We start from the raw sequence: 20,323 nt of genomic DNA, 5'->3' as shown, positions 1-20,323 counted from the left end.
GCAGTGTTTGCAAGTCTCTCGGGAGTCAAGTGTATGAGTTTTCGGTCCGCTGGTTTTCGGCCCGCTGTTCTTGGGTCCGCCATTGCCCTTGTGTTTGCACTGTCCGCCAGTGTGGTGACAGCACAGGACGCCCAGCCGAAAACTGCCGCGCCTGCCGCTGCCGCCACGGCGGCAACACCAGCCAGCGCAGCGCCTCTCGTCGCGCCCGCGGTGGCTGAAGCCGCCAAACCCGGCGATGCCGCGGCCGGCCAGGCCAAGGCTGCCGCCTGCGGTGCCTGCCACGGCATGGACGGCAACTCCAGCGACGCGCAATACCCGAAGCTGGCCGGCCAGAGCGAGCGGTACATCGTTCGCCAGCTGACCGACTTCAAGGCCGGCAAGCGGCAGAACCCGATCATGCTGGGCATGGCCACGCCGCTGTCCCCCCAGGACATGCACGACGTAGGCGCCTACTTCGCCAGCAAGACCCCGCTGCCCGGCGTAGCCGACCAGGCGCTGGTCGAAAAGGGCGAGACCCTATTCCGTCAAGGTGACAGCACACGCGGCATCCCGGCCTGCATGGCCTGCCACAGCATCGACGGCCGCGGCAATCCGGGCGCGATGTATCCGCAGTTGACCAGTCAGCACGCGCAGTACGTCCAAGCCACGCTGAAGGCCTGGCACGACGGCACCACCTGGGGTGACGATGCGCAATCGCAAATCATGCCGGCGATCGCGAAGAAACTCGACGCCGACGACATCTCCGCACTGTCCAGCTACATCGAAGGTTTGCACAGCGCCGATACCCAGCCGGCCGCCACGCCCTCGCCCTGATAGACCTGCGCCGACCGACGTGTCGGCGCTGTCGGTTCCATGCCCCATCTTTCGAGGTCTGCCATGTTGAAGCGTCTGCCGTTCCTGTGTGCCGCCCTGCTCGCGCTTGCCGCCTGCAGCCATGACAGCGACACCGGCGGCAGCGTCCCACCGGCCGCGCCCGTAACCAGCAGCACCGCGGCCACGCCAGCCGCACCAAGCAGCGCTGCCCCGGCCAACGCCGCCACAACCCCCGCACCGGCAGCCACCAGCAGCGCAACGCCGGCTGCCACAGGCAGCGCCGCACCGGCCGCTGCCACACCTGTCGCAGCGGCGGCGCCCTTTGTCGACAACGGCAAATGGGTCGAGGGCAAGAACTACTTCGTGATCGAGCCGGCGCAGCCGACCAGCCATCCGGGCAAGATCGAAGTGACCGAAGTGTTCTCGTATGCGTGCCCGGCCTGCAACGGCTTCCATGCCACCGCCGACCAGATCGCCAAGAGCCTGCCGCCGAACGCGGTGATGAATTATCTGGCGGCCTCGTTCCGTCCGGACGAGAACTGGCCGGTGTTCCAGCGCGCGTTCTACGCGGCACAGGCGCTCGGCGTCGTCGACAAGACCCACGATGCGATGTTCGACGCCGCCTGGAAAACCGGCGAGCTGTCCACTTACGACCTCAAGGCTGAAAAGCCCAAGCCCAAGGAGGCATGGCCGACGATCGACGACATCGCGAAGTTCTACGCCAAGTACGGCGTCGATCCGAAGGAGTTCGTCGGCATCGCCAACTCGTTCTCCATCAATACGCAGATGAAGCGTGCCGACGACCTGATGAAGGCCTACGGCGTGGACAGCACCCCGACCATGATCATCAACGGCAAGTACCGCTTCACGGCAACCTCTGCTGGTGGCTACGCGCAGGCGATCGAGCTGACCCAGTGGCTGGTGTCCAAGGAAGCGGCCGGCAAGTAAGCCGGCTCGATTGATGCCGACCCCCAAGCGAAGAGAGAACCCCATGCTCAAGCGATTTGCCCGTCTGCACGCATTCATCCTGTTCGGCGGTCTGCTGCTGGCCAGCGCGTGCACCGCGCAGTCCAGCACCACGGCCCCGTACACCGAAGGCACCGAGTACGTGACCCTGCCTGCTCCGCAGCAGCGTTACAGCAGTGCCGGCAAGGTGGAAGTGGTCGAGGTGTTTTCGTACGGCTGCATTCACTGCGCGCAGTTCGCACCAGCCGCCGAGAAACTGCGCAAGCAGCTGCCGGCAGGCGCGGAGTTCAAGCTGGTACCGGCGCCGTTCAACGCCGAGTGGCTGCCGTATGCGCGCGCCTATTACGCAGCGAAGCAACTGGGCGTAGTCGACCGCACGCACCTGGCCTTGTTCGCCGCCAAATTCGGCCAGAACTACCCGATCAATTCGATGGACGAACTGGCCGACTTCTACGCCCGCGAAGGCGTCGACCGCGCCGCGTTCATGGGCATCGCCACGTCCGCCGAAACGACCGAAAAGCTGAAGAACGATCTGGCGCTGATCCAGAAGTGGCAGGTGGACGGCACGCCGACCATCGTGGTCAACGGCAAGTATCGCGTGGCCACCGTCCACTCGTTCGACGAAATGATTGCGGTGACGCTCTGGCTGGTCAAGCGCGAGCTGAGCGGCAAATAAGCCGGCCGCACCGTGCCGCCTCCGGTGGCGCGAGTGCCGTCTTGTTCACATGCGATGGATCATGCTTCGCGGCATTGCCCGGCGCACGTCCAAGAGCGTGGGCATCCTCCTTCCCTGTAGTGTGTGTTGCGATGACCCGCGCCGCCCTCCTCCAAGCTGCCCCTGCCGAGCGCCGTCTGCGCCTGCTGAGCTGCAACATCCTGGCCGGCGCCAGCGTCCAGCGTTACAGCGAATACGTCACTCGCAGCATCAACGCCGTGCTGCCCGGGCGCAGCAAGATGGACAACCTCGACCGGCTCGCCGAGGTACTGCCGCAGTTCGACGTGATCGGCCTGCAGGAGGCCGATGCCGGCAGCCTGCGTTCGGGCTTCCTCAACCAGACCCGCTACCTCGCCGAAACCGCCGGCATGCCGTTCTGGAGCCACCAGCCGAACCGGGCGATGGCGCGGCTGGCGCATTCGGCGAACGGACTGATCAGCCGACTGGAGCCGCACTCGGTGCTGGACTATCCGCTGCCCAGCCGTATCCCCGGCCGCGGCGCACTGCTGGCGCAGTTCGGCGAAGGCGACAGCGCGCTGGCGGTGATGATCGCGCACCTGTCGCTGAGCGCGCCGGCGCGTGCACGCCAGCTCGGCTTCATTGCGGAGTTGCTGCATGACTTTCCACACGCGGTGTTGATGGGCGATCTCAACACAGAGCCGCACAGCGTCGAGATGGCCCACCTGTTCGCCAAATGCAATCTGCAGCCACCGGCGCAATCGACCCCGACCTTTCCCAGCTGGAAGCCGCGGCGCGCGCTGGATCACATCCTGACCACCCCGGCGATCCACCTGGACAAGACCTGGGCGCTGCCGCAGGCGTTCTCCGATCACCTGCCGCTGGCGGCGGAGATCCGCCTGCCGGCACATGTCGGCGGCAACACCTCACGGAGTCGGCGCCAATGAAGTCGACAACGTGGCGATGGGGATGGCCATGGGTACTGCTGCTGGCAGTCGTGCTGGGTACGGCATGGCTTCGTTTCAGCCTGATCGAATCCCATGCGATCGGACAGCAGTGCGACGCCGTCAACGCCCCCGCGTGGTGCAGCGGACGGCAGTGGCTGATAGTGGGTTTTCTGTATCACGCCTATGGTGTCGCGGCACTGCTCGCCGCTGCGCTGTCGCTGTTGTCGCAACGCCCGTGGCTGGCATGGCTGGCCGCCGCGCTGGGCGCGTTCGCATTCGAGCTCTACGACTTCGAGATCGGCGCCGTGGCACTGTTGATCGGCAGCCTACGCCTGCTGCGGCTGCAGGCGCGCGTTGCGCCAGTCGAACCACACCGACAACGCCAGCAGCAGGTTCAATCCCAACCATAGCCACGCCACCGGCGTGATGCCGTTTTCCCCCACCAGCACGATCGCGGCGAGCAACGGCAACCAGGCAGCGAGGAAACGTTCCTCCAGCAGCGGCATCGCCACGTCGCGTCGATCGGACAACCAGGTAACCAGGGCGTAGCCGACGCTGGGCAGCATGAACAGGCCCAGCGGAAAATCCCGATAACGCCCATTGAATGCGAGCAACAGGCCGTAGAACGCCAGCGCAAACAGCCAGCCCAGGCGCAGCCATCCGGAGACGGAAGGCGGCGTCACACCGGCCAGCCGCGCAGCGATCCAGCGCGCCAGCAGCAGTGCTGTGAGCAAGGCCACGCCGCAGGCGATGAACGATTCCGTCCATTCCCACAGATTGCCGCAGGCATACCACATCTGGCGGTACTGCCAGGCCAGCGCACAGCCGCTGGCGACGCCGGTCAGCGCCAGCGCCGTCCAGCCACGCCAGCCTCGCCAGCGCCGCCGCCATGCTCCGATCGATGCAAACCATCCGGCGCCAGCGACACCGGCAAGCCACCCGGCCCACCAATGCGACTCTTCGATGACCGGTCCCTGCATCGCGAACTTCGGCTGCGCCTGCACATCGAAGATGCCCCAGTAACCGCCGGCGGCGCCTTCCTGCACGCGCTTCCACGGCTGGTCGAATGCCTCGATCACGTTGTAAGGCATGTGCACAGTCGCCGCGTAGACCAGGAATTCGCGCAGGTAGCGCGCTTCGTTGACCAGGCTGGCGCTGGCTGCCTGACGCGGCCGTCCGGCACTGGGCCAGCCGGTTTCGCCGATCATCACGCGCCGTCCTGGAAACGTCTGTTGCACCGTCGCGTATACCGTCGCCACATGCTGCACCGCGCGCTCCGGCGATACCGGCTCGTCCTCCCAGTACGGCAGGACATGGATGGTGAGGTAATCGACCGAGCCGGCCAGCTCGGGATGGCGCATCCAGTACTCCCACACATCGGCATAAGTTACCGGCACGCTGATCGCCGAGCGCACCTCACGCAGATAGCCCTCCAATTGCGTCGCCGACAGATCGCCGCGCAAAAGCACCTCGTTGCCCACGATCACGCCGCGCAGCACCTGCGGATACTTGCGCGCGGTGGCGATGCCCAGCTCGATCTGCTGCGCGTTCGACTTCTTGTCGGCACCCAGCCAGATGCCCATCAGTACCTTCATACCGTAGCGTTCGGCGATCTGCGGCACCGCGCTCAGACCTTGCCCTTGCGAGTAGGTCCGCACGCAATCGAAGCGTTGCGACAGCGCACGCAGATCCTCGTCGATACGCTCGGGAGAGATGAAGGCCAGCGCATCCAGCGGCGTTTCGCCGGCGTTGCGAAACGGCGCATACGACACGCAGGCGATCCGCGCCGACGGCGCATCCGGCAGCGCCACCGGCCGGCCGATCGCCCACCACCAGTACGCACCGGCCAAAGCCAGCGCCACCAGCACTACCCACGCCCACCCGGCTCGACGAAAAACTGGCGAAGGCGTTGACGACATGCCGATCCCGGAAATACTGAAGACGAAGCGCATCAGCTTAGCAGGCGAGCCCTCACCGATTCGCGACAAGCGAATCCGGACCATCGACTACACTGCACATAGATCGACCGCAGGAGTCCCCATGTTTGTTGTCGCCCCACCTCGGCGCATCTCGTTCAGCCGGCCGTTGCTGGCCCGGTTGTTATCGGTGACCGGCTGTTTGCTGATCGCCGCGATCGCGCATGCCGCCGAGCCCAGTGCCGCTCAGCGCGCCGCCTTCAAGCAGGCGTACGCCGCCGCCCAGCAAGGTGGCGATGGCTGGCGGAGCCTGGCCGCCGGCCTGCGCGACTATCCGCTGTACCCTTATCTGCAGGCGGCGGCGCTGGAACACGATATCCAGCAGATCGACCGCGCCGCCGTCGAGTCGTATCTCAAGCAGTATCCCGACTGGATTCCCGCCGCCGACCTGCGCCGCTCGTTCCTGCTGGAACTGGCGCGTCGCCAGGACTGGAACCATTTCCTCGCGCTGTACCAGCCCGGCCTCGGCGACACGCTCGGCTGCGATGCGTTGCAGGCGCGACTGGCCAGCGGCGGCACGTTGGATTTCGACAAGGACCTGGCCACCTTCTGGGCCAAACCGAATCTACCCGATGCCTGCGATGCAGTACTCGATGCCGCGCACGACCAGGGCTTGCTGACCAGTGCACGGCTGTGGACGCGCATCGACCGCGCTGCCGACGCCGGCCAGCCCGGCACCATCGCCAAGCTGGCCGACTGGCTGCCGGCAGATGATCGCGCCACCGCGCAACGACTCGCGCTGGCGCTGCGCGATCCGGCCGGCGCGCTGACTACCGCAGCCGACTGGCCCGACACCTCGCGCAACCGGCAGGCCGCCACGCTGGCATTGACCCGGCTGGCTCGCCGTCAGTCCACCAGCGCCGACACGGCCTGGCAGCAACTTCAAGCGCACTTCAGTTTCAGCGAACAGCAGCGCGGCCAGATCCTGTACGCGCTGGCGCTGTTCCACGCCACCGATTTCGACGATGGCGCGCTGGCCCGCCTGATCGCGCTGCCCGCCGCCATGCAGACCGATGTCAGCCGCGAATGGCGCGTGCGCGTGGCGCTGGCCCGGCAGAACTGGACCGCGGTGCTGGAGGCGATCGACGCGATGCCGGCCAGCCAGCAGCAGGACGGCGAATGGCAATACTTCCACGCCCGCGCGCTGACCGCGCTGGGCCGCAGCGACGAGGCACGCCGGCAGCTCATCGCGCAGGCCACCAAGTCCACGTTCTACGGTTTTCTCGCCGCCGACAAGCTTGACCAGCCGTACGCGATCTGCCCGTTGACCCTCGCCGACAATCCTCAAGGCGAACAGGCCTTGCTGGCCAACCCCGGCCTGCTGCGCGCCTTCGAGCTGTACGCGGTCGGCCTGCCCAAGCTGGCCCGGCGCGAATGGACCCGCGCGCTGCAGGACGCCGATCAGGCCACCTTGCAGATCGCCTCCGATCTGGCCCATCGCCGCGGCTGGTACGACCGCGCCGTATTCACTCTCAGCAGCGGCGATGCGCTGCGGCTGTACGACCTGCGCTTCCCGCTGGCCAGTCAGGACGGCGTGGTGCCGCAGGCCGAACAGGCCGGCATCGAACCGGTCTGGGCCTATGGCATCGTGCGCGCCGAAAGCGCATGGATGGACGATGCGCGCTCCGGCGCAGACGCCCGCGGCCTGATGCAATTGGTGCCCGCCACCGCCGCGCTGGTGGCCAAACGCAATGGCCTCGACTGGGGCGGTGGCGACACGCTGTACGACCCGGCCACCAACATCGTGCTGGGCACCCGCTATCTGGCGCAGATGGCCGAGCGTTTCAACGGTTCGCCGTGGCTGGCCAGCGCTGCCTACAACGCCGGCCCGAACCGCGTCGACCAGTGGCTGGCCGCGCGCGGCACGTTGACGCCGGACCTGTTCGTGGCGACCATCCCGTTCAAGGAAACCCGCGAGTATGTGGCGCGGGTGATGGCGTTCAGCGTGATCTACGACTGGCGCCTGCATGGCAATGCCGTGCCGCTGGCCACGCGCATGAGTGCGATCGGCCAGCCGTATGGACTGCCAAACGCGTCGACGGTGCGCCGCGCGATCAGCTGTCCGGCCGTGGAGCCGGCCAGTGTTCCGGCAGCGACATCCAGCGCGCCCAACGCGTCGCCTTGACGCTGCCTATCCAGGACAGATCCGCATGGCCGCACAGCAACTCGTCATTCTCGGCGGTACCGGTTTCGTCGGCAGCCATCTGCTGCCGCGGCTGGCCGCCGACGGCCATCGCATCGTGCTGCTGTCGCGCAATCGGGAGCAGCACCGCGAACTGGGCGTGTTGCCCGGTGTGAGCGTACGCAGCGCCAACGTCTACGACGACGACACGCTGCGCCGGCACCTCGTCGGCGCGGACGCGGTGATCAATCTGGTCGGCATCCTCAACCCGAGCGGTCCGAATACCTTCCAGCGCACCCACGTGGAGCTGACCCGTCGCCTGATCGCAGCCTGTCACGCCAGCGGCATCCCACGCCTGCACCAGATGAGCTCGCTGAAAGCCGGCCAGGGTTTGTCGCAATACCTGAAGACCCGCGGCGAGGCCGAGGTGCTGACCAAGGCATCCGGACTCGACTGGACGATCTACCAGCCCAGCGTGATATTCGGCGCGGGCGATGGACTGGTCAGCCGCTTTGCCGCGCTGCTGCGACGCATGCCGGTGTTGCCGCTGGCGCGCGCGAAGGCACGGATGGCGCCCACCTTCGTCGGCGACGTGGCCGAGGCGATTGCACGTTGCGTCGGCAGCGACAAGCTCGGGCGGCGGCGCAGCTTCGAACTGTACGGCCCCGAAGTGCTCACGCTGGGCGAGATCGTGCGGAAAATCCGCACGGCCGCCGGCTTGCGCACGCCCATCATCGCGCTGCCCGACAGCCTCGGCCGGCTGCAGGCGCAGTTCGCCGAACTGCTGCCAGGCAAACCCTTCTCGCTCGACAATTTCCGCTCGCTGCACACCGATTCGGTGGGCACGGTCGACGGTTACGTCGCGCTCGGCATCACGCCGCAACCGTTCTCTCCCTGGCTGCCGGTGCTGCTCAACCCATCGGCGCGACAGCGGCGGCTGGCCGCGGCGCGTTCGCTGCGGCGCTGACCGACAACACCCGATCAGGCAGCACCAAGCAACATCCGCAATCGATTCAACTCGCTGCCGTACGGCGCACTGCGCGCGATGGGTTGCGGGCAATGAATCGCCAGGCAGGCCGGATCGTATTCAAAGCCGCAGAACGCCAACAGGCGCCGGACCCGGGCTTCGGGGTCGGCCTGCGACGACTCGTGGACATGATCGAGGAAGCGCTGCGGGAACAGGCGCTGCCAGTGTCGGCAAAGCCTGTCGTAGTCGCGCCAGTAGCTGGCAATATGGTCGAGGTCGTAACTGAACTCGTTGCCGCTGTCGAACAGCTGGCGGTAACAGGCGAAGCTGGTTTCCAGCGCGTCGCCACGACTGTTCACCACGCGCGCACCGGGCAACATCGCCAGCGCCGCACCCGCCAGCCGCCAATTGAGCGGATTGGCATCGACGAAACGCGGCTTGCCTTCGCGTGCCTGTGCCGTGCGCGCGAGATAGTCCTGTCCCAGTCGCGCCCAGTCCGCGGCGGTGGCTGCACGAGCCCATTGCGCGAACGGCTGTCCGCGTCGCCTGGACTCGGCGCCAACGACCTGCTGCAAGTCGGGCAGCACGTCGACCGCGCCGACCTGCGGACGCGCGGCAAGAATCTGCGCGGTTGCGTCGGCACCGGACTGCGGCAGCGACACCAGAAAGATCACCTGCTCGCCCAGCGCGGCATCCGGCGCCCCAGACAAAGGAGTGGCGAACACATCGAGCATCGTGCTGACTTTTGCCCGAGCGACCGCGGCATTCCACCCCACCAGGCGGCGCTTCTGCGAATTGGCCTTGTACAGCGCGCGAAAAGCCCCGCGGTAGTCGGCCTGATCCTCCAGCGCCCTGCTCAGCGCGAAGCCCAGCGAAACACGCGCCTGCGGCGTCTGCGACAGCTGCAAGGCCTGCTGCAACCAGGCGACATCGTCCTTGTCGAAACGCACGGCCGGCAGGTGCGTCAAGCCGATCCACGCATCGGCGTGACCGGGTTGTCGACGCAGCACCTCGCGGTAATTCGCGCTCGCCGGCTCCAGCGCACCGAGTCGGGCCTGCGCCTCCGCCAGCATGATCCGCGCTTCAATATGATCCGGATCGATATCCAGCACGCGATGCAAGGCGGTAACCGCGCCGGCGGGACGACCTTGCATGCTCAACACCCGCCCCAGGTTGAACCAGGCCGGTGCGAAATCGGTGGCCAGTTTGCAGGCCCGCTGCAAGGACGCCAGCGCCGCATCAGGCTCACCGCCAGCATGCAGCGAAATACCCAGGTTCATGTGGATCAGCGCGTGGTCCGGACTCAACGCCAGCGCCTGCCGCAGGATCGCCACGGCCTGTGCGTGATCGCCACGCAACTGTTTCACCAAGCCCTGCAGGCGCCGCGCTTCCACGCAGTCCGGCGCCTGGTCCAGCACACTCAGCAGGCTAGCCTCGGCGGCACTCAGCTCGTTGCGGCTCAACGCGGTAGTCGCCTCGTCCAGCCGCTGCGCCGCCGCCGGCGACAAACCCGCGGCACGATCCCGCAGCAGCGGATGCCCCTGCTTTGCCACCATGATCGAAGGCCCCCTGTCCGCCATCGGTTTTCGCCTGCCAGCTTACGTGAGCAGGACGGCGGCATAAAGCGAACAGGTCACGTTCGCTCGGTAAGTCGCAGTATGGCCGGATGCAAGTGGCGTCGCGCGTGGTCTTGTCGCGGTTCGCTTTTGCGCCGACTGGTGACCAACGGAGGCGCCTAGGGCTGTCGAATGCCGATCGCCGCGACGAGCGAGCCCGTTTGCCGGGACTTCACGCCAAGCACATCGAGTAGCCGGGTCCTGCTGAGGCGGCTTGCCGGCATGGCAGAATCCCCCCATGCAAACCTACCTGGTCGGCGGCGCGGTCCGCGACAAACTATTGAACCGTCCCGTGGTCGACCATGACCATGTGGTAGTCGGCGCGATGCCCGAGGAATTGTTGGTGCTGGGCTACAAGCCGGTGGGCAAGGATTTCCCCGTGTTCCTGCATCCCAAGACTGGCGAGGAGTACGCGCTGGCGCGCACCGAGCGCAAGACCGGGCGCGGCTATCACGGCTTCGTGTTCCAGGCCGATGCGACGGTGACGCTGGAGCAGGATCTGGCGCGGCGCGACCTCACCATCAACGCGATCGCGCAGAACGAGCACGGCGCGCTGACCGATCCGTACCACGGCGTGCGCGATATCGAGGCGCGGGTGCTGCGGCATGTGTCGCCGGCGTTTGTCGAGGATCCGGTACGCGTGCTGCGGGTAGCGCGGTTTGCCGCGCGCTTCGCACCGCTGGGTTTCACTGTGGCACCTGAAACCATGGCACTGATGCGGCAGATGGTGCGCGATGGCGAGATCGATCATCTGGTGCCTGAGCGCGTGTGGGCGGAAACCCGCAAGGCGCTGGGCGAGCCGCAGCCGTCGGCGTTCCTGCGCGTGCTGCGCGAATGCGGCGCGCTGGCTGTGCTGTTTCCCGAAATCGATGCGTTGTACGGCGTGCCGCAGCGTGCCGAATTCCATCCCGAAATCGATACCGGCGTGCATCTGGAAATGGTGCTGGATGCGGCGGCGCGCATCGCGCCGGGCGACGACCTGGTCGGCTTCTGCGCGCTCACGCACGACCTGGGCAAGGCATTGACGCCGGCCGACGAACTGCCGCGCCATGTCGGCCATGAGCATCGTGGCGTGGCGCCACTGCGCGTATTGGCCGCGCGCCTGAAAGTGCCGACCGAGCATGCCGCGCTGGCCGAACTGGTATGTCGCGAGCATCTGAATGCGCATCGCGCGTTCGAGCTGAAGCCGGCCACCGTGCTGAAGCTGCTGAGTGCGCTCGACGCATTGCGTCGCCCCGTGCGGCTGGACGCATTCCTTGCCGCCTGCGAAGCCGACAAGCTCGGCCGGCTCGGCCACGAGCACGACGACTACCCGCAGGCAGCCTACCTGCGCGAAGCCCGTGCTGCCGCAGCGGCGGTCGACTCGGCGACCTTTGTCGCCCAGGGCCTGGCCGGGCCGGCGATCGGCGCGGCGATGGAAGCGGCCCGGACCGACGCCATCACCGCGTTGAAAACTAACCATTCGCCAAGCTGATCCGCGGTATAAAGCCCGGATCATGTCGCGCCCGCGTCGGCGCCCGCTGATTTCATGTCTTTTCGCTGGAGTTCCCCGTGTCGAGTGCATTCACCCCGACTTCTCCGTTGCGTCAGCGTTTCCGTCCGCTGCTGTGGCTGGCCATCACCTTCGTGGCGATTTCATTCGTCACCCGCGTGGTGTTGCTGATCATGTCCGGCCACGAAGTGCCGCACACGCCGTTGAACCTGCTGTACGCGTTCGGCGTAGGTTTCGGCTATGACCTGATCACGTACATCTACGTGGCCTGGCCGCTGGTGCTGTTCCTGTGGCTGGTGCCGACCCGGCGCGCCACTGTTTCTGGACTGGGGCAATGGCTGCTTTGGGCGCTGGCGCTGGCGCTGGTGTATGCGCTGTGCCTGGGCGTGCTGTACGCGCTGTATCGCGCGCACCTGGGCATGACCTGGCCGCTGGTGGTGCTGTTCCTGCTGGTGTTGCCGATTCCAGGTTTCGCCTACGTCTCGCGCGGCGGTCAATGGGCATTGTACGGACTGGCGCTGGTACTGCTGTACGGGTTGCTGTTCGTGGCGGCATCCGAGCTGGTGTTCTGGAACGAGTTCAGCGTGCGCTTCAATTTCATCGCGGTGGACTATCTGGTCTACACCACCGAGGTGATCGGCAACATCCGCGAGTCCTATCCGATCGGCCGCTGGCTGGCGCTGCTGGTCGTGGGCGCCCTGGTGGTGTTTGCGATCGGCCGGCGCGGCCTGCGTGCGCGCGACGACGGCAGCCGCTTCTGGCAGCGCGGCAGGATCGTGCTGTTGTGGCTGGTGCTGACCGCGGTCTCGCTGGCCGCGGTCAATGGGGGCGTGAAGGATCGCACCAGCAACAATTACGTCAACGAACTGGCCGGCAACGGCATCTACCAGTTCTTCAACGCATTCCGCAGCAGCCATCTCGATTACGCGAAGTTCTACCGCACCTTGCCGGACGATCAGGCGTTCCGCCTGGTGCGCGAAGGCCTCAAGACACCGGATGCCACCTACATCAACGACGACCCGCACGATCTCACCCGCGCGATCCGCCGCGTCGGCCCCGAGCGGCATCTCAACGTGGTGCTGATCAGCGTCGAGAGCCTGTCCGGCGACTATCTGGGCACGTTCGGCAATAAGGAAAACATCACGCCGTACCTCGATTCGCTGGTCAGCCAGAGCCTGTTCTTCGACAACCTCTACGCGAACGGCACCCGCACCGTGCGCGGGCTGGAAGCGCTCTCGTTGTCGGTACCGCCGACCCCGGGCGACTCACTGCTGAAGGAGCACAACAACGAGAACCTGTTATCGCTGGCGGACATCTTCAACGACCGCGGCTACCAGTCGGATTTCGTCTACGGCGGCTACGGCGAATTCGACAACATGAATTATTTCTTCAGCCACAACGGCTATCGCACGGTGGACCGTCGCGACATTCCGAAGGGCGCCACGATCCACAGCGAGAACGTGTGGGGCGTGGCCGACGAGGACTTGTACACGCTGGCACTGAAGCAGATGGACGACGCGCAGGCCGCGGGCAAACCGTTCTTTCTGCACATCATGACCACCTCCAACCACCGGCCGTACACTTTCCCGGCCGGACGGGTCAGCCAGGCCAACCAGACCCGTGCAGGTGCGGTGGCTTACACCGACTGGTCGATCAGCGATTTCATCAAGCGCGCGCGCGAGAAATCGTACTTCGACGACACCGTCTTCGTGATCACCGCCGACCACTGCGCCTCCAGTGCCGGCAAGACCAGCGTGCCGATCAACCGCTACCACGTCCCGCTGTGGATCTATGCGCCGAAACATATCCAGCCGCAGCGCGTGGAGCGGTTGATGGGCCAGGTCGACATCGCGCCGACCGTGCTCGGCCTGCTCAACTTCAGCTACCGCTCGCGCTTCTTCGGCTACGACTTGTTTCAGCTGGAGCCCGGCCGCGAGCGCGCGTTCCCGGCCACCTACGAGAAACTCGGCTACCTGCACCATGATGTGCTCACCGTGCTGGAGCCGCAGCGCAAGCTGGAGCAGATGAAGCCCGACTACGCCACCGGCGACGCCACCCCGATCACCCCGCAGAACGAGAACCAGATCGACCAGGCGATTGCGTATTACCAGGTGGCCAGCGAGCTGTTCCGGCATGGCGGGCTGGCGCGCCGACCGGCCGATTCGACGGCGGTGGAGCCGTTGCCGCTGCCGGCACCCGCTACGTCGACACCGGCGCCCGCCAGCAGCGCGGCGTTGTAACAAGCGCGACGGCACTGGTAGGAGCCCGCTAGCGGGCGATGCTTTTGTTTTTGATTTTTCCTAGCCAACCATCAAAGCAAGAGCATCGCCCGCCAGCGGGCTCCTACAGCCGGCCGCCCTGGTCGGCAGCCAGCAGTTCGGCCGGCAGCGGCAGCACGTCGAGACCGCGCGCCAGCAGCATCGCCTGGAAGCGCTCGCCCATCTGATCGGGCAGCATCAGCTTCTTCACTTCCTGGGCCAGTCGATAGCGACCGTGTTCGTCGGCGATCTTCGCCTGCTCGCTTTCGAAAATGTCCTGCAGGCCGGCACCGATCAGGAACTGGGCCTGCGGCAGATACGCGGCCACACCGAAGCCGGCGCTGTTGCCGGCCTCGGCCAGAGCGGTGAAATCGACCGAGGCGGTCAGGTCGTTCAGGCCCGGCAGATACAGCGGATCGTTGTGCGCGTGATGGCGGTAATGCGCCATCAAGGTGCCGTCGTCGCGTTCGGGCAGATAGAACTCCCGGCGCACGTAGCCGTAGTCGATGAACAGCACCAGTCCGGCGACCAGCGAGCCGGCGACCGCCTGGATCCAGTACGGCAATTGCGGCAGGATTTCCGAACGGTAGCCATCGGCAAATTCACTGCCCAGGTCGCGTTCGACGTGACGCACGGCAGCGGCGACCAGCGCATCGGCTGGACGATCGGTACGGCGCAGACGACCCTCGCCATCCAGCGCCACGTACTCCTCGAAAACCTCGCCATCGCGCAGGCTGAAACGCGTGGCCGGCAAGGCGTCGATCACTTCGTTGGCGAACAGCACGCCGCGCCAGTCCGGTTCGGGCGGCCGATCCAGCCATTGCACGCGGGCGTTGAGTTCGGCCGGAAGATTCGCGCGCAGCCGTTCGCGCTGACGCTCGCGCAGGTCGGCGCTGGGTTCCAGGATCAGATACTGCCGCGGTAGCGTGCCGCCAGCATCCAGCGCCTTGAGCGCCGCCTCGGCAAAAGCGCCGCTGCCACCGCCCAGCTCCAGAAAATCGGCGTCGTTGCCTAGCATGGCCAGCACCGGCTGCACCGCGTTGATCACACAGCGCGCGAACAGCTCGCCCAGTTCCGGCGCGGTGACGAAATCGCCGGCCGCACCGAACTTGGTCTTGCCCGCACTGTAGTAACCCAATCCCGGCGCATACAGGCAACGCTCCATGTATTGCGAGAACGGCAGCGGCCCGTGCGAGGCGATCTGCTCGCGCAGCAGCTGCAGCAGGCGGTCGGAATGCGCGCGCTCGTCGGCGCTGGGTTCGGGGAGGCGGGAAGGCATCGGTCTTGCCGGTAGTGAAAGAAGCGCGGCAAGCATAACGGACGGGATACGCTCTGCGTCCCGCATCGCATGCCTGCAGGAGCGCACCCTGTGCGCGAACCCAATGTGGGAGCGACTTCAGTCGCGATGCTCTTGGTAGTCTCCCAAAAAGCTATCGCGACTGAAGTCGCTCCCACAAAAGCATCGCGCACAATCGAAGGGAGTCCTTGTGGACAGGATGTGCTCCCACGGATCGTGGCTCGATCAGAAGTCCTTCTGCACACTCAGATACAAGCCACGGCGTGGGCCGAACTGCGGCGCGCCGACGCCAATGCCGGTGCCGTCGCGCAGCTCATAGGTACGATCAAGCGCATTGAGTACCGCCAGTTGCGTATGCAGCTTGCCGAAACCGCTGAAGGCAAAGTCGTGCGACACGTTGAGGTTCAGCTGGAAGTACGCCGGCAGCGATGCGCCGTTCGGCACCGCGCCGTCCTTGCGTAGACCGCTGCCGAACAGGTAATTCGCGCCGACCTTAGTGCTGTCGTTCAGTGCGTAGCTGATGCCGCCGGACGAGGTCAGTTTCTGGTCGTGGTCGAGGAAGATGTAGTGATTCTGGACATAGGCCAGGTCTTCCGGCGCGAAGTTGTACTGGCTGGTGATGATGTGTTCGCCGATGGCCTTGCCGACCGACGCGTTGAAATAGGCTGACAACGGACCTAGCTGGTAATTGGCGGTGAACTCCAGCCCTTTGACGCGACCCTGCGCGTAGTTGAAGGTGGAGTACACCAGCGCCGAACCGAACTGGCCTTCGTCCTGCAGTCGGCGAACCTTGCGGTAGTAGGCGTCGATGCCGACCGTCAAGGCACTGCCGATGTTCTGCGAGATGCCTGCGTCGAAATAATCGGAACGTTCCGCCAGCGGCGTGTTGTTGCCCGTGTCCGACACGGCATTGGTGGTGCCGTCGAATTTGGCGATGTTGGAGCTGGCGATCATCTCGGTCGACGGTGGCGTGAAGTAGCGCGAGTAGCCGGCGTGCACAGTGGTGCTGTCGGTCGCCTGCCAGACCAGGCCTAGACGCGGGCTCAGCTGGCTTTCGGTGCGCGCCAGTTTGTACTGATCGCCGCGCAGACCGTAGTTCAGCGTCCACTTGTCGTTGATGCTCCATTCGTCCTGCACGTAGGCCGACCAGGTCTTCGCGATGAGGCGGCTGTTGTCGAGGATGTTGATCGGTGCGGTGCTGGCCTGGTTGCCATCGGCATCGGCCGGGAACACCCAGGCATCGTTGCCGCTGACGGCGCGTTCGAAGCTGCCGTAGACGCCGTAGCGCAAGGTGTGGCTTCCGCCCATTGGCATGGCGAAATCCGCCTGCAACGTGCTGGCGCGATTGCCGCGGGTGACGTTCGAGGCGACGCCGTTGAACATCAGCTCGCCGATCCGGTCGGGTGTGTAGGTGACGCTGCTATAGCGTTGGCCTACCGACACCTGGTAGTCGGTCTGGCCCAGCTTGCCTTGCAACGCGAGCACGCCGAAGCGGGTGTTCTCGCGTTGATTCGAGTTCAGGTCGGTGGAGTTGAAGTCGACCGTGTCCAAGTAGCCGAACCGCGGCGTCTGGCCCGGATTGTTCGGAATCTGGAAGCGGTTGTTGGCCAGGCCGAACAGGAAGCTCAAGCGGGTGTCGTTGTCGATCAGGTAGCTGATGTCGCCGAAACTCTTCACTTGGTTGGTATGGTCGTGGATCGGTTTCTTGCTGGCCGTCGGGTTCTCGATGCCGACGTCGCTCTCCAGGTAATTGGCCGTGAGGAAATAACTCCAGCGATCATCGCCGCCCCAGATCGATGCATTCGGGTTGAGCGTGCCATACGAGCCGCCGGTGATGCCGACGCTGCCGCCATTGCCGAGCTCATGTCCGCTGCGGGTGGTGATGTCGACCACGGCTGCCGTGCGCAGGCCATACTGGGCCGGCAGCGCGCCATCGAGCAGCTTCACGTTTTCGATCGTGCGCGCATCGAGACTCTGCCCGAAGCCGCCGATCGACTCGGGAATGATCACGCCGTTGATGCGGTATTGCAGGTTGGCGTGGTCGCCGCGCACGTGCAGGCCGCCGTAGGAATCCTGCACCACGCCGGGCGCCTGCAGCAGCACCTGGTTCATCGGTGTGGCCGCGCCCAGCGGCAACTGGGCGATCGCCTTGTGGTCGATCACGTATTGGCTGCTGCCGGTGTCCGGCGACAACGCATTGCGCGCCTGATCCAGCTTGGCGGACACGTCGATCGCGCTCAGATTCTTGGTCGTGGGCTGATCGTTGCCGGTGCCGCTGTCCGCCGGAGTGTCCGTGCCTGCCGGTGCAGCGGCGGACGCCACAGGCGTATCGGTTGCACGAGCGGCGGTAGTGGCCAGCGCAGCGACAAGACTCAGGGCGAGCAGGGATGGCTTCATCAGGGGCTCCAGCGGGGGATGTGGGGAAATGAATTTATGTAATGTTATAACATCTCATATTTCCCGTCTCTCGCACCTGCGCCAAAAGTCATGCCCGAGATGAAACTCGCTGCCGATCGGCCCGCGTCCACCATTGAGGCTGGCTTCACGCGGCTCCTCTAGACTGCTTGGACGCCCGCCTGCCGATGGCGGCGATTCCGCGGAGCAACACATGGCCAAGCACAGCGAGCACGTTCCGGCCGTCATCGCACCGGTCGAGCACGGCCGTGTCACCCAGGCGATCCTCGATTTCGTCAGCGAGGTGCCGGACAGCAAGATCGGCAGCAGCAAGGATCCCGCCAGCGAGGCACGCCGGCTGGCCCAGCGCGCCGCCCAGCGAGCCGCGCTTACCGCCGGCTCGCTGGCGCTACCGCCGGGACCGCTGGGCTGGTTGACCCTGCTGCCGGAGCTGATCGCGATCTGGAAGATCCAGGGCCAGATGGTCAGCGACATCGCCGCCGCCTATGGCCGCAATCACACGCTGGGCCGCGAACAAATGCTGTGGTGTCTGTTTCGCCATACCGCGGCGCAGGCGTTCCGCGATCTGGTCGTGCAGATGGGCGACCGGCTGGTGTTCCGCCGGATGTCCTACACCGTCGCGCAAAGAGTGGCCAAGCAGGTCGGCGTAAAACTGACCCGGCGCACGGTGAGCGAGGGCCTCTCGCGCTGGCTGCCGGTGATCGGTGCCCTCGGCGTCGGCGCTTACGCGTATTACGACACCGGACAAGTCGCCAGCACGGCGATCGCGTTGTTCAGCAGCGACGCCGTGATGGTGGACGAGAGCGAGGAGCCCGTTGCAGAACCGGTCAAGCCTGCACCGCGCAAGAAAGCGTCGCCGGTGCGTCGCGCGATGGACAAACTGGCCGACAAGGCGACCACCGGCGCCGCACGCAAGATCGTCCATGCCGCGCGCAAGGCCGCAAGCAAGAAACCGCGCAAGCCGAAGACGGAGTGATCACTCGCCGGCGGATGACGCATCGCATGCTTTGCGGCAAGCTGTCCGCTGGATCGCCACAGGAGTCGATGCATGAAGCCACGCCATGACCGGCCCGTCGTGCTGATCACCGGTGCCGGGCGCCGCGTGGGTGCGGTGATCGCGCGCACGCTGCATGCGGCCGGCTACGACCTGGCATTGCACTATCGTCGCTCCGCCGACGATGCGCGCACTCTGGCCGATGAACTGGAACAGCAGCGCAGCGGCAGCACGCTGCTGCTGCAAGCCGAACTGGCCGACATCCCCGCACTGCCCGCGCTGATCGAGCGGTTGCTGGCGCACTACGGCCGGCTCGATGCGCTGGTCAACAATGCCTCGGCGTTCTATCCCACGCCGCTGGGCACCGCGACACCGCAGCAATGGAACGAGTTGTTCGCCTCCAATGCGCAGGCGCCGTTCTTCCTCAGTCAGGCAGCGATCCCCGCCCTGCGGGAAGCGCATGGCGGCATCGTCAACATGATCGACATCTACGCCGAACGGCCGCTGGCGGAACACCCGCTGTACTGCATGGCCAAGGCGGCGCTCGCCGCGATGACCCGTTCGCTCGCATTGGATCTGGGTCCGGACATCCGCGTCAACGGCATCGCCCCCGGTGCCGTGATGTGGCCCAGCGACGGCAAGCCGTATGCCGACCAGCAGGCGATGCTGGCGCGCACGCCGCTGCAACGTGCGGGCGCGCCGGACGATGTAGCCGGCGCGGTGCTGTGGCTGCTGCGCGATGCCACGTTCGTCACCGGCCAGATCATCCATATCGATGGTGGCCGCACGCTGTCGGTGTGAGTTTCGCGAAGAATTTCACTCCAGGGCTCCCCTGCATGCAGGGGAGCGTATTCGCGTGCGCTCGTGCATCACACCTGCGTGTGTGCTCGCGAGCCGGCTATTTCTTCTTGGGAGCGAACGCCTGCTCCAGCAAAGCCTGGTCGAAACCGACACTGGCCTCGCCCGCTTCCGCGTAACGATACAGCGCGGCCGAGTAGATGCCTTGCAGCGACGACTGGACCAGGCCGAGCAGGATGAAGCCCAGCACCACCACGGTCACCGCCAGCACGATCGCAACGACCGATTGCAGCGCCACCGCACCGCCAATCAGCACCGCGCCCACCAGCATGGCCACGACCATCAGCAAACCGAACACCACGCCGATGCCGCCGTTGCCGATCAGGTTTTCGCCCCAGCTGCGCTTGAGCAACTCCACGCTGCGCTTCACCGCATCGACCGGGCCGACATCCTCGCTGGCCAGGATCGGAACGACCAGGAACGTGGCAACCGTCCAGGCCAATCCGAGGAAACCGACCACCAGCCGCCCGATCAGGCCAAGGCGTTCCTGGATCATCCGCAGCACCAGGCCGACGGTGGCCGCAATCAGCGCGTAGCCAAAGATGTGCGGCAAGCGGGAACGCGCCAGTGCAAACCCTGCCGCCACGCTGGTGGGTTCGCCGCGCAGATGCATCAGCGCCACACCGGTCAACGCGGTCTGGAAGAAGATGATCACGAAGTACTGCACCAGATAGAACGCGAACATCAGCAGATACGCACCTGCCGACATGCGTTGATTGAAATCCTGCCCGGCATGTTCGCCGCCGACCATCATCACTGCGACCGGGATCAGGAAGCTCGCCGCCACCAGCAGCGTGCACAGCCCCGACAGCAACGGAAAGACCAGCAATGACTTGTCCGAGCGCAACACCGCCGCGCTCGCCTTCATCAAGGCCCAACTGCGTGCAAATTTTCCAGCCATGTGCGTCGCCCCCTCGTCCGTGGATTAT

At 65.7% G+C, this 20,323-nt stretch carries 16 protein-coding genes; 11 read left to right on the top strand and 5 right to left on the bottom strand.

Going from position 1 to position 20,323, the window contains the following annotated elements; translation table 11 throughout:
• Positions 1–33 precede the first annotated feature (33 nt).
• The 5 genes from BUA26_RS17140 (at position 34) to BUA26_RS17120 (ending at position 3,809) form a co-directional block, all read left to right on the top strand.
• The gene (locus BUA26_RS17140) at positions 34–813 is read left to right on the top strand and encodes a c-type cytochrome (RefSeq protein WP_083573062.1); all 780 of its coding nucleotides are present in this window, start codon (positions 34–36) and stop codon (positions 811–813) included.
• Between the two features lie 63 nt (positions 814–876).
• A complete protein-coding gene (locus BUA26_RS17135) occupies positions 877–1,761 on the top strand; it encodes a thiol:disulfide interchange protein DsbA/DsbL (protein ID WP_072762104.1) in 885 nt (294 codons plus the stop codon).
• Positions 1,762–1,804: 43 nt separating this feature from the next.
• Entirely contained in the window at positions 1,805–2,455 is a 651-nt protein-coding gene (locus BUA26_RS17130; protein ID WP_072762103.1) for a thiol:disulfide interchange protein DsbA/DsbL, read from the top strand.
• A 131-nt stretch (positions 2,456–2,586) separates the two neighbouring features.
• Positions 2,587–3,399: an endonuclease/exonuclease/phosphatase family protein gene (locus tag BUA26_RS17125; RefSeq protein ID WP_072762102.1), complete on the top strand. Its 813-nt coding sequence runs from the start codon at positions 2,587–2,589 to the stop codon at positions 3,397–3,399.
• Entirely contained in the window at positions 3,396–3,809 is a 414-nt protein-coding gene (locus BUA26_RS17120; protein WP_072762101.1) for a hypothetical protein, read from the top strand. The genes BUA26_RS17125 and BUA26_RS17120 overlap by 4 nt, the downstream gene beginning before the upstream one ends.
• Here BUA26_RS17120 and BUA26_RS17115 read toward each other — a convergent pair.
• The gene (locus BUA26_RS17115; RefSeq protein ID WP_072762248.1) at positions 3,726–5,318 is read right to left on the bottom strand and encodes a glycoside hydrolase family 17 protein; all 1,593 of its coding nucleotides are present in this window, start codon (positions 5,316–5,318) and stop codon (positions 3,726–3,728) included. The genes BUA26_RS17120 and BUA26_RS17115 overlap by 84 nt on opposite strands.
• 121 nt (positions 5,319–5,439) lie before the next feature.
• Between BUA26_RS17115 and BUA26_RS17110 the strand changes: the two genes are divergently transcribed.
• Together BUA26_RS17110 and BUA26_RS17105 are read left to right on the top strand one after the other, a co-directional pair.
• The gene (locus BUA26_RS17110; RefSeq protein ID WP_072762100.1) at positions 5,440–7,500 is read left to right on the top strand and encodes a transglycosylase SLT domain-containing protein; all 2,061 of its coding nucleotides are present in this window, start codon (positions 5,440–5,442) and stop codon (positions 7,498–7,500) included.
• Positions 7,501–7,525: 25 nt separating this feature from the next.
• Complete coding sequence (locus BUA26_RS17105) at positions 7,526–8,464, top strand: complex I NDUFA9 subunit family protein (RefSeq protein WP_072762099.1); 939 nt, start codon at positions 7,526–7,528, stop codon at positions 8,462–8,464.
• A 14-nt stretch (positions 8,465–8,478) separates the two neighbouring features.
• Here the strand turns inward: BUA26_RS17105 and BUA26_RS17100 are convergent, their stop codons facing one another.
• Positions 8,479–10,020, bottom strand: a complete 1,542-nt coding sequence (locus BUA26_RS17100) for a tetratricopeptide repeat-containing sulfotransferase family protein (RefSeq protein ID WP_072762098.1) — start codon at positions 10,018–10,020, stop codon at positions 8,479–8,481.
• 298 nt (positions 10,021–10,318) lie between these two features.
• On the opposite strand from BUA26_RS17100, the gene BUA26_RS17095 reads away from it, so the two are divergent.
• Together BUA26_RS17095 and BUA26_RS17090 are read left to right on the top strand one after the other, a co-directional pair.
• Positions 10,319–11,554, top strand: coding sequence for a multifunctional CCA addition/repair protein (locus BUA26_RS17095; protein WP_072762097.1), 1,236 nt, complete (start codon positions 10,319–10,321; stop codon positions 11,552–11,554).
• A 77-nt stretch (positions 11,555–11,631) separates the two neighbouring features.
• Positions 11,632–13,812, top strand: coding sequence for an LTA synthase family protein (locus BUA26_RS17090; protein ID WP_072762096.1), 2,181 nt, complete (start codon positions 11,632–11,634; stop codon positions 13,810–13,812).
• Positions 13,813–13,915: 103 nt separating this feature from the next.
• On the opposite strand, the gene BUA26_RS17085 is transcribed toward BUA26_RS17090, so the two are convergent.
• Both BUA26_RS17085 and BUA26_RS17080 read right to left on the bottom strand, forming a co-directional pair.
• Positions 13,916–15,109: a class I SAM-dependent methyltransferase gene (locus tag BUA26_RS17085; RefSeq protein ID WP_072762095.1), complete on the bottom strand. Its 1,194-nt coding sequence runs from the start codon at positions 15,107–15,109 to the stop codon at positions 13,916–13,918.
• A 243-nt stretch (positions 15,110–15,352) separates the two neighbouring features.
• Positions 15,353–17,524, bottom strand: coding sequence for a TonB-dependent receptor (locus BUA26_RS17080; protein WP_072762094.1), 2,172 nt, complete (start codon positions 17,522–17,524; stop codon positions 15,353–15,355).
• Positions 17,525–17,735: 211 nt separating this feature from the next.
• Between BUA26_RS17080 and BUA26_RS17075 the strand changes: the two genes are divergently transcribed.
• Together BUA26_RS17075 and BUA26_RS17070 are read left to right on the top strand one after the other, a co-directional pair.
• Positions 17,736–18,518, top strand: coding sequence for a hypothetical protein (locus tag BUA26_RS17075; protein WP_072762093.1), 783 nt, complete (start codon positions 17,736–17,738; stop codon positions 18,516–18,518).
• A gap of 72 nt (positions 18,519–18,590) precedes the next feature.
• A complete protein-coding gene (locus BUA26_RS17070; protein WP_072762092.1) occupies positions 18,591–19,337 on the top strand; it encodes a pteridine reductase in 747 nt (248 codons plus the stop codon).
• Between the two features lie 97 nt (positions 19,338–19,434).
• On the opposite strand, the gene BUA26_RS17065 is transcribed toward BUA26_RS17070, so the two are convergent.
• The gene (locus BUA26_RS17065; protein ID WP_072762091.1) at positions 19,435–20,295 is read right to left on the bottom strand and encodes a DUF6159 family protein; all 861 of its coding nucleotides are present in this window, start codon (positions 20,293–20,295) and stop codon (positions 19,435–19,437) included.
• Positions 20,296–20,323: the final 28 nt, after the last annotated feature.

Origin of the sequence: Rhodanobacter sp. OK091 (genome assembly GCF_900142825.1) — a bacterium.
Lineage (GTDB): Bacteria > Pseudomonadota > Gammaproteobacteria > Xanthomonadales > Rhodanobacteraceae > Rhodanobacter.
This window is presented reverse-complemented; position numbering and strand designations above follow the sequence as displayed.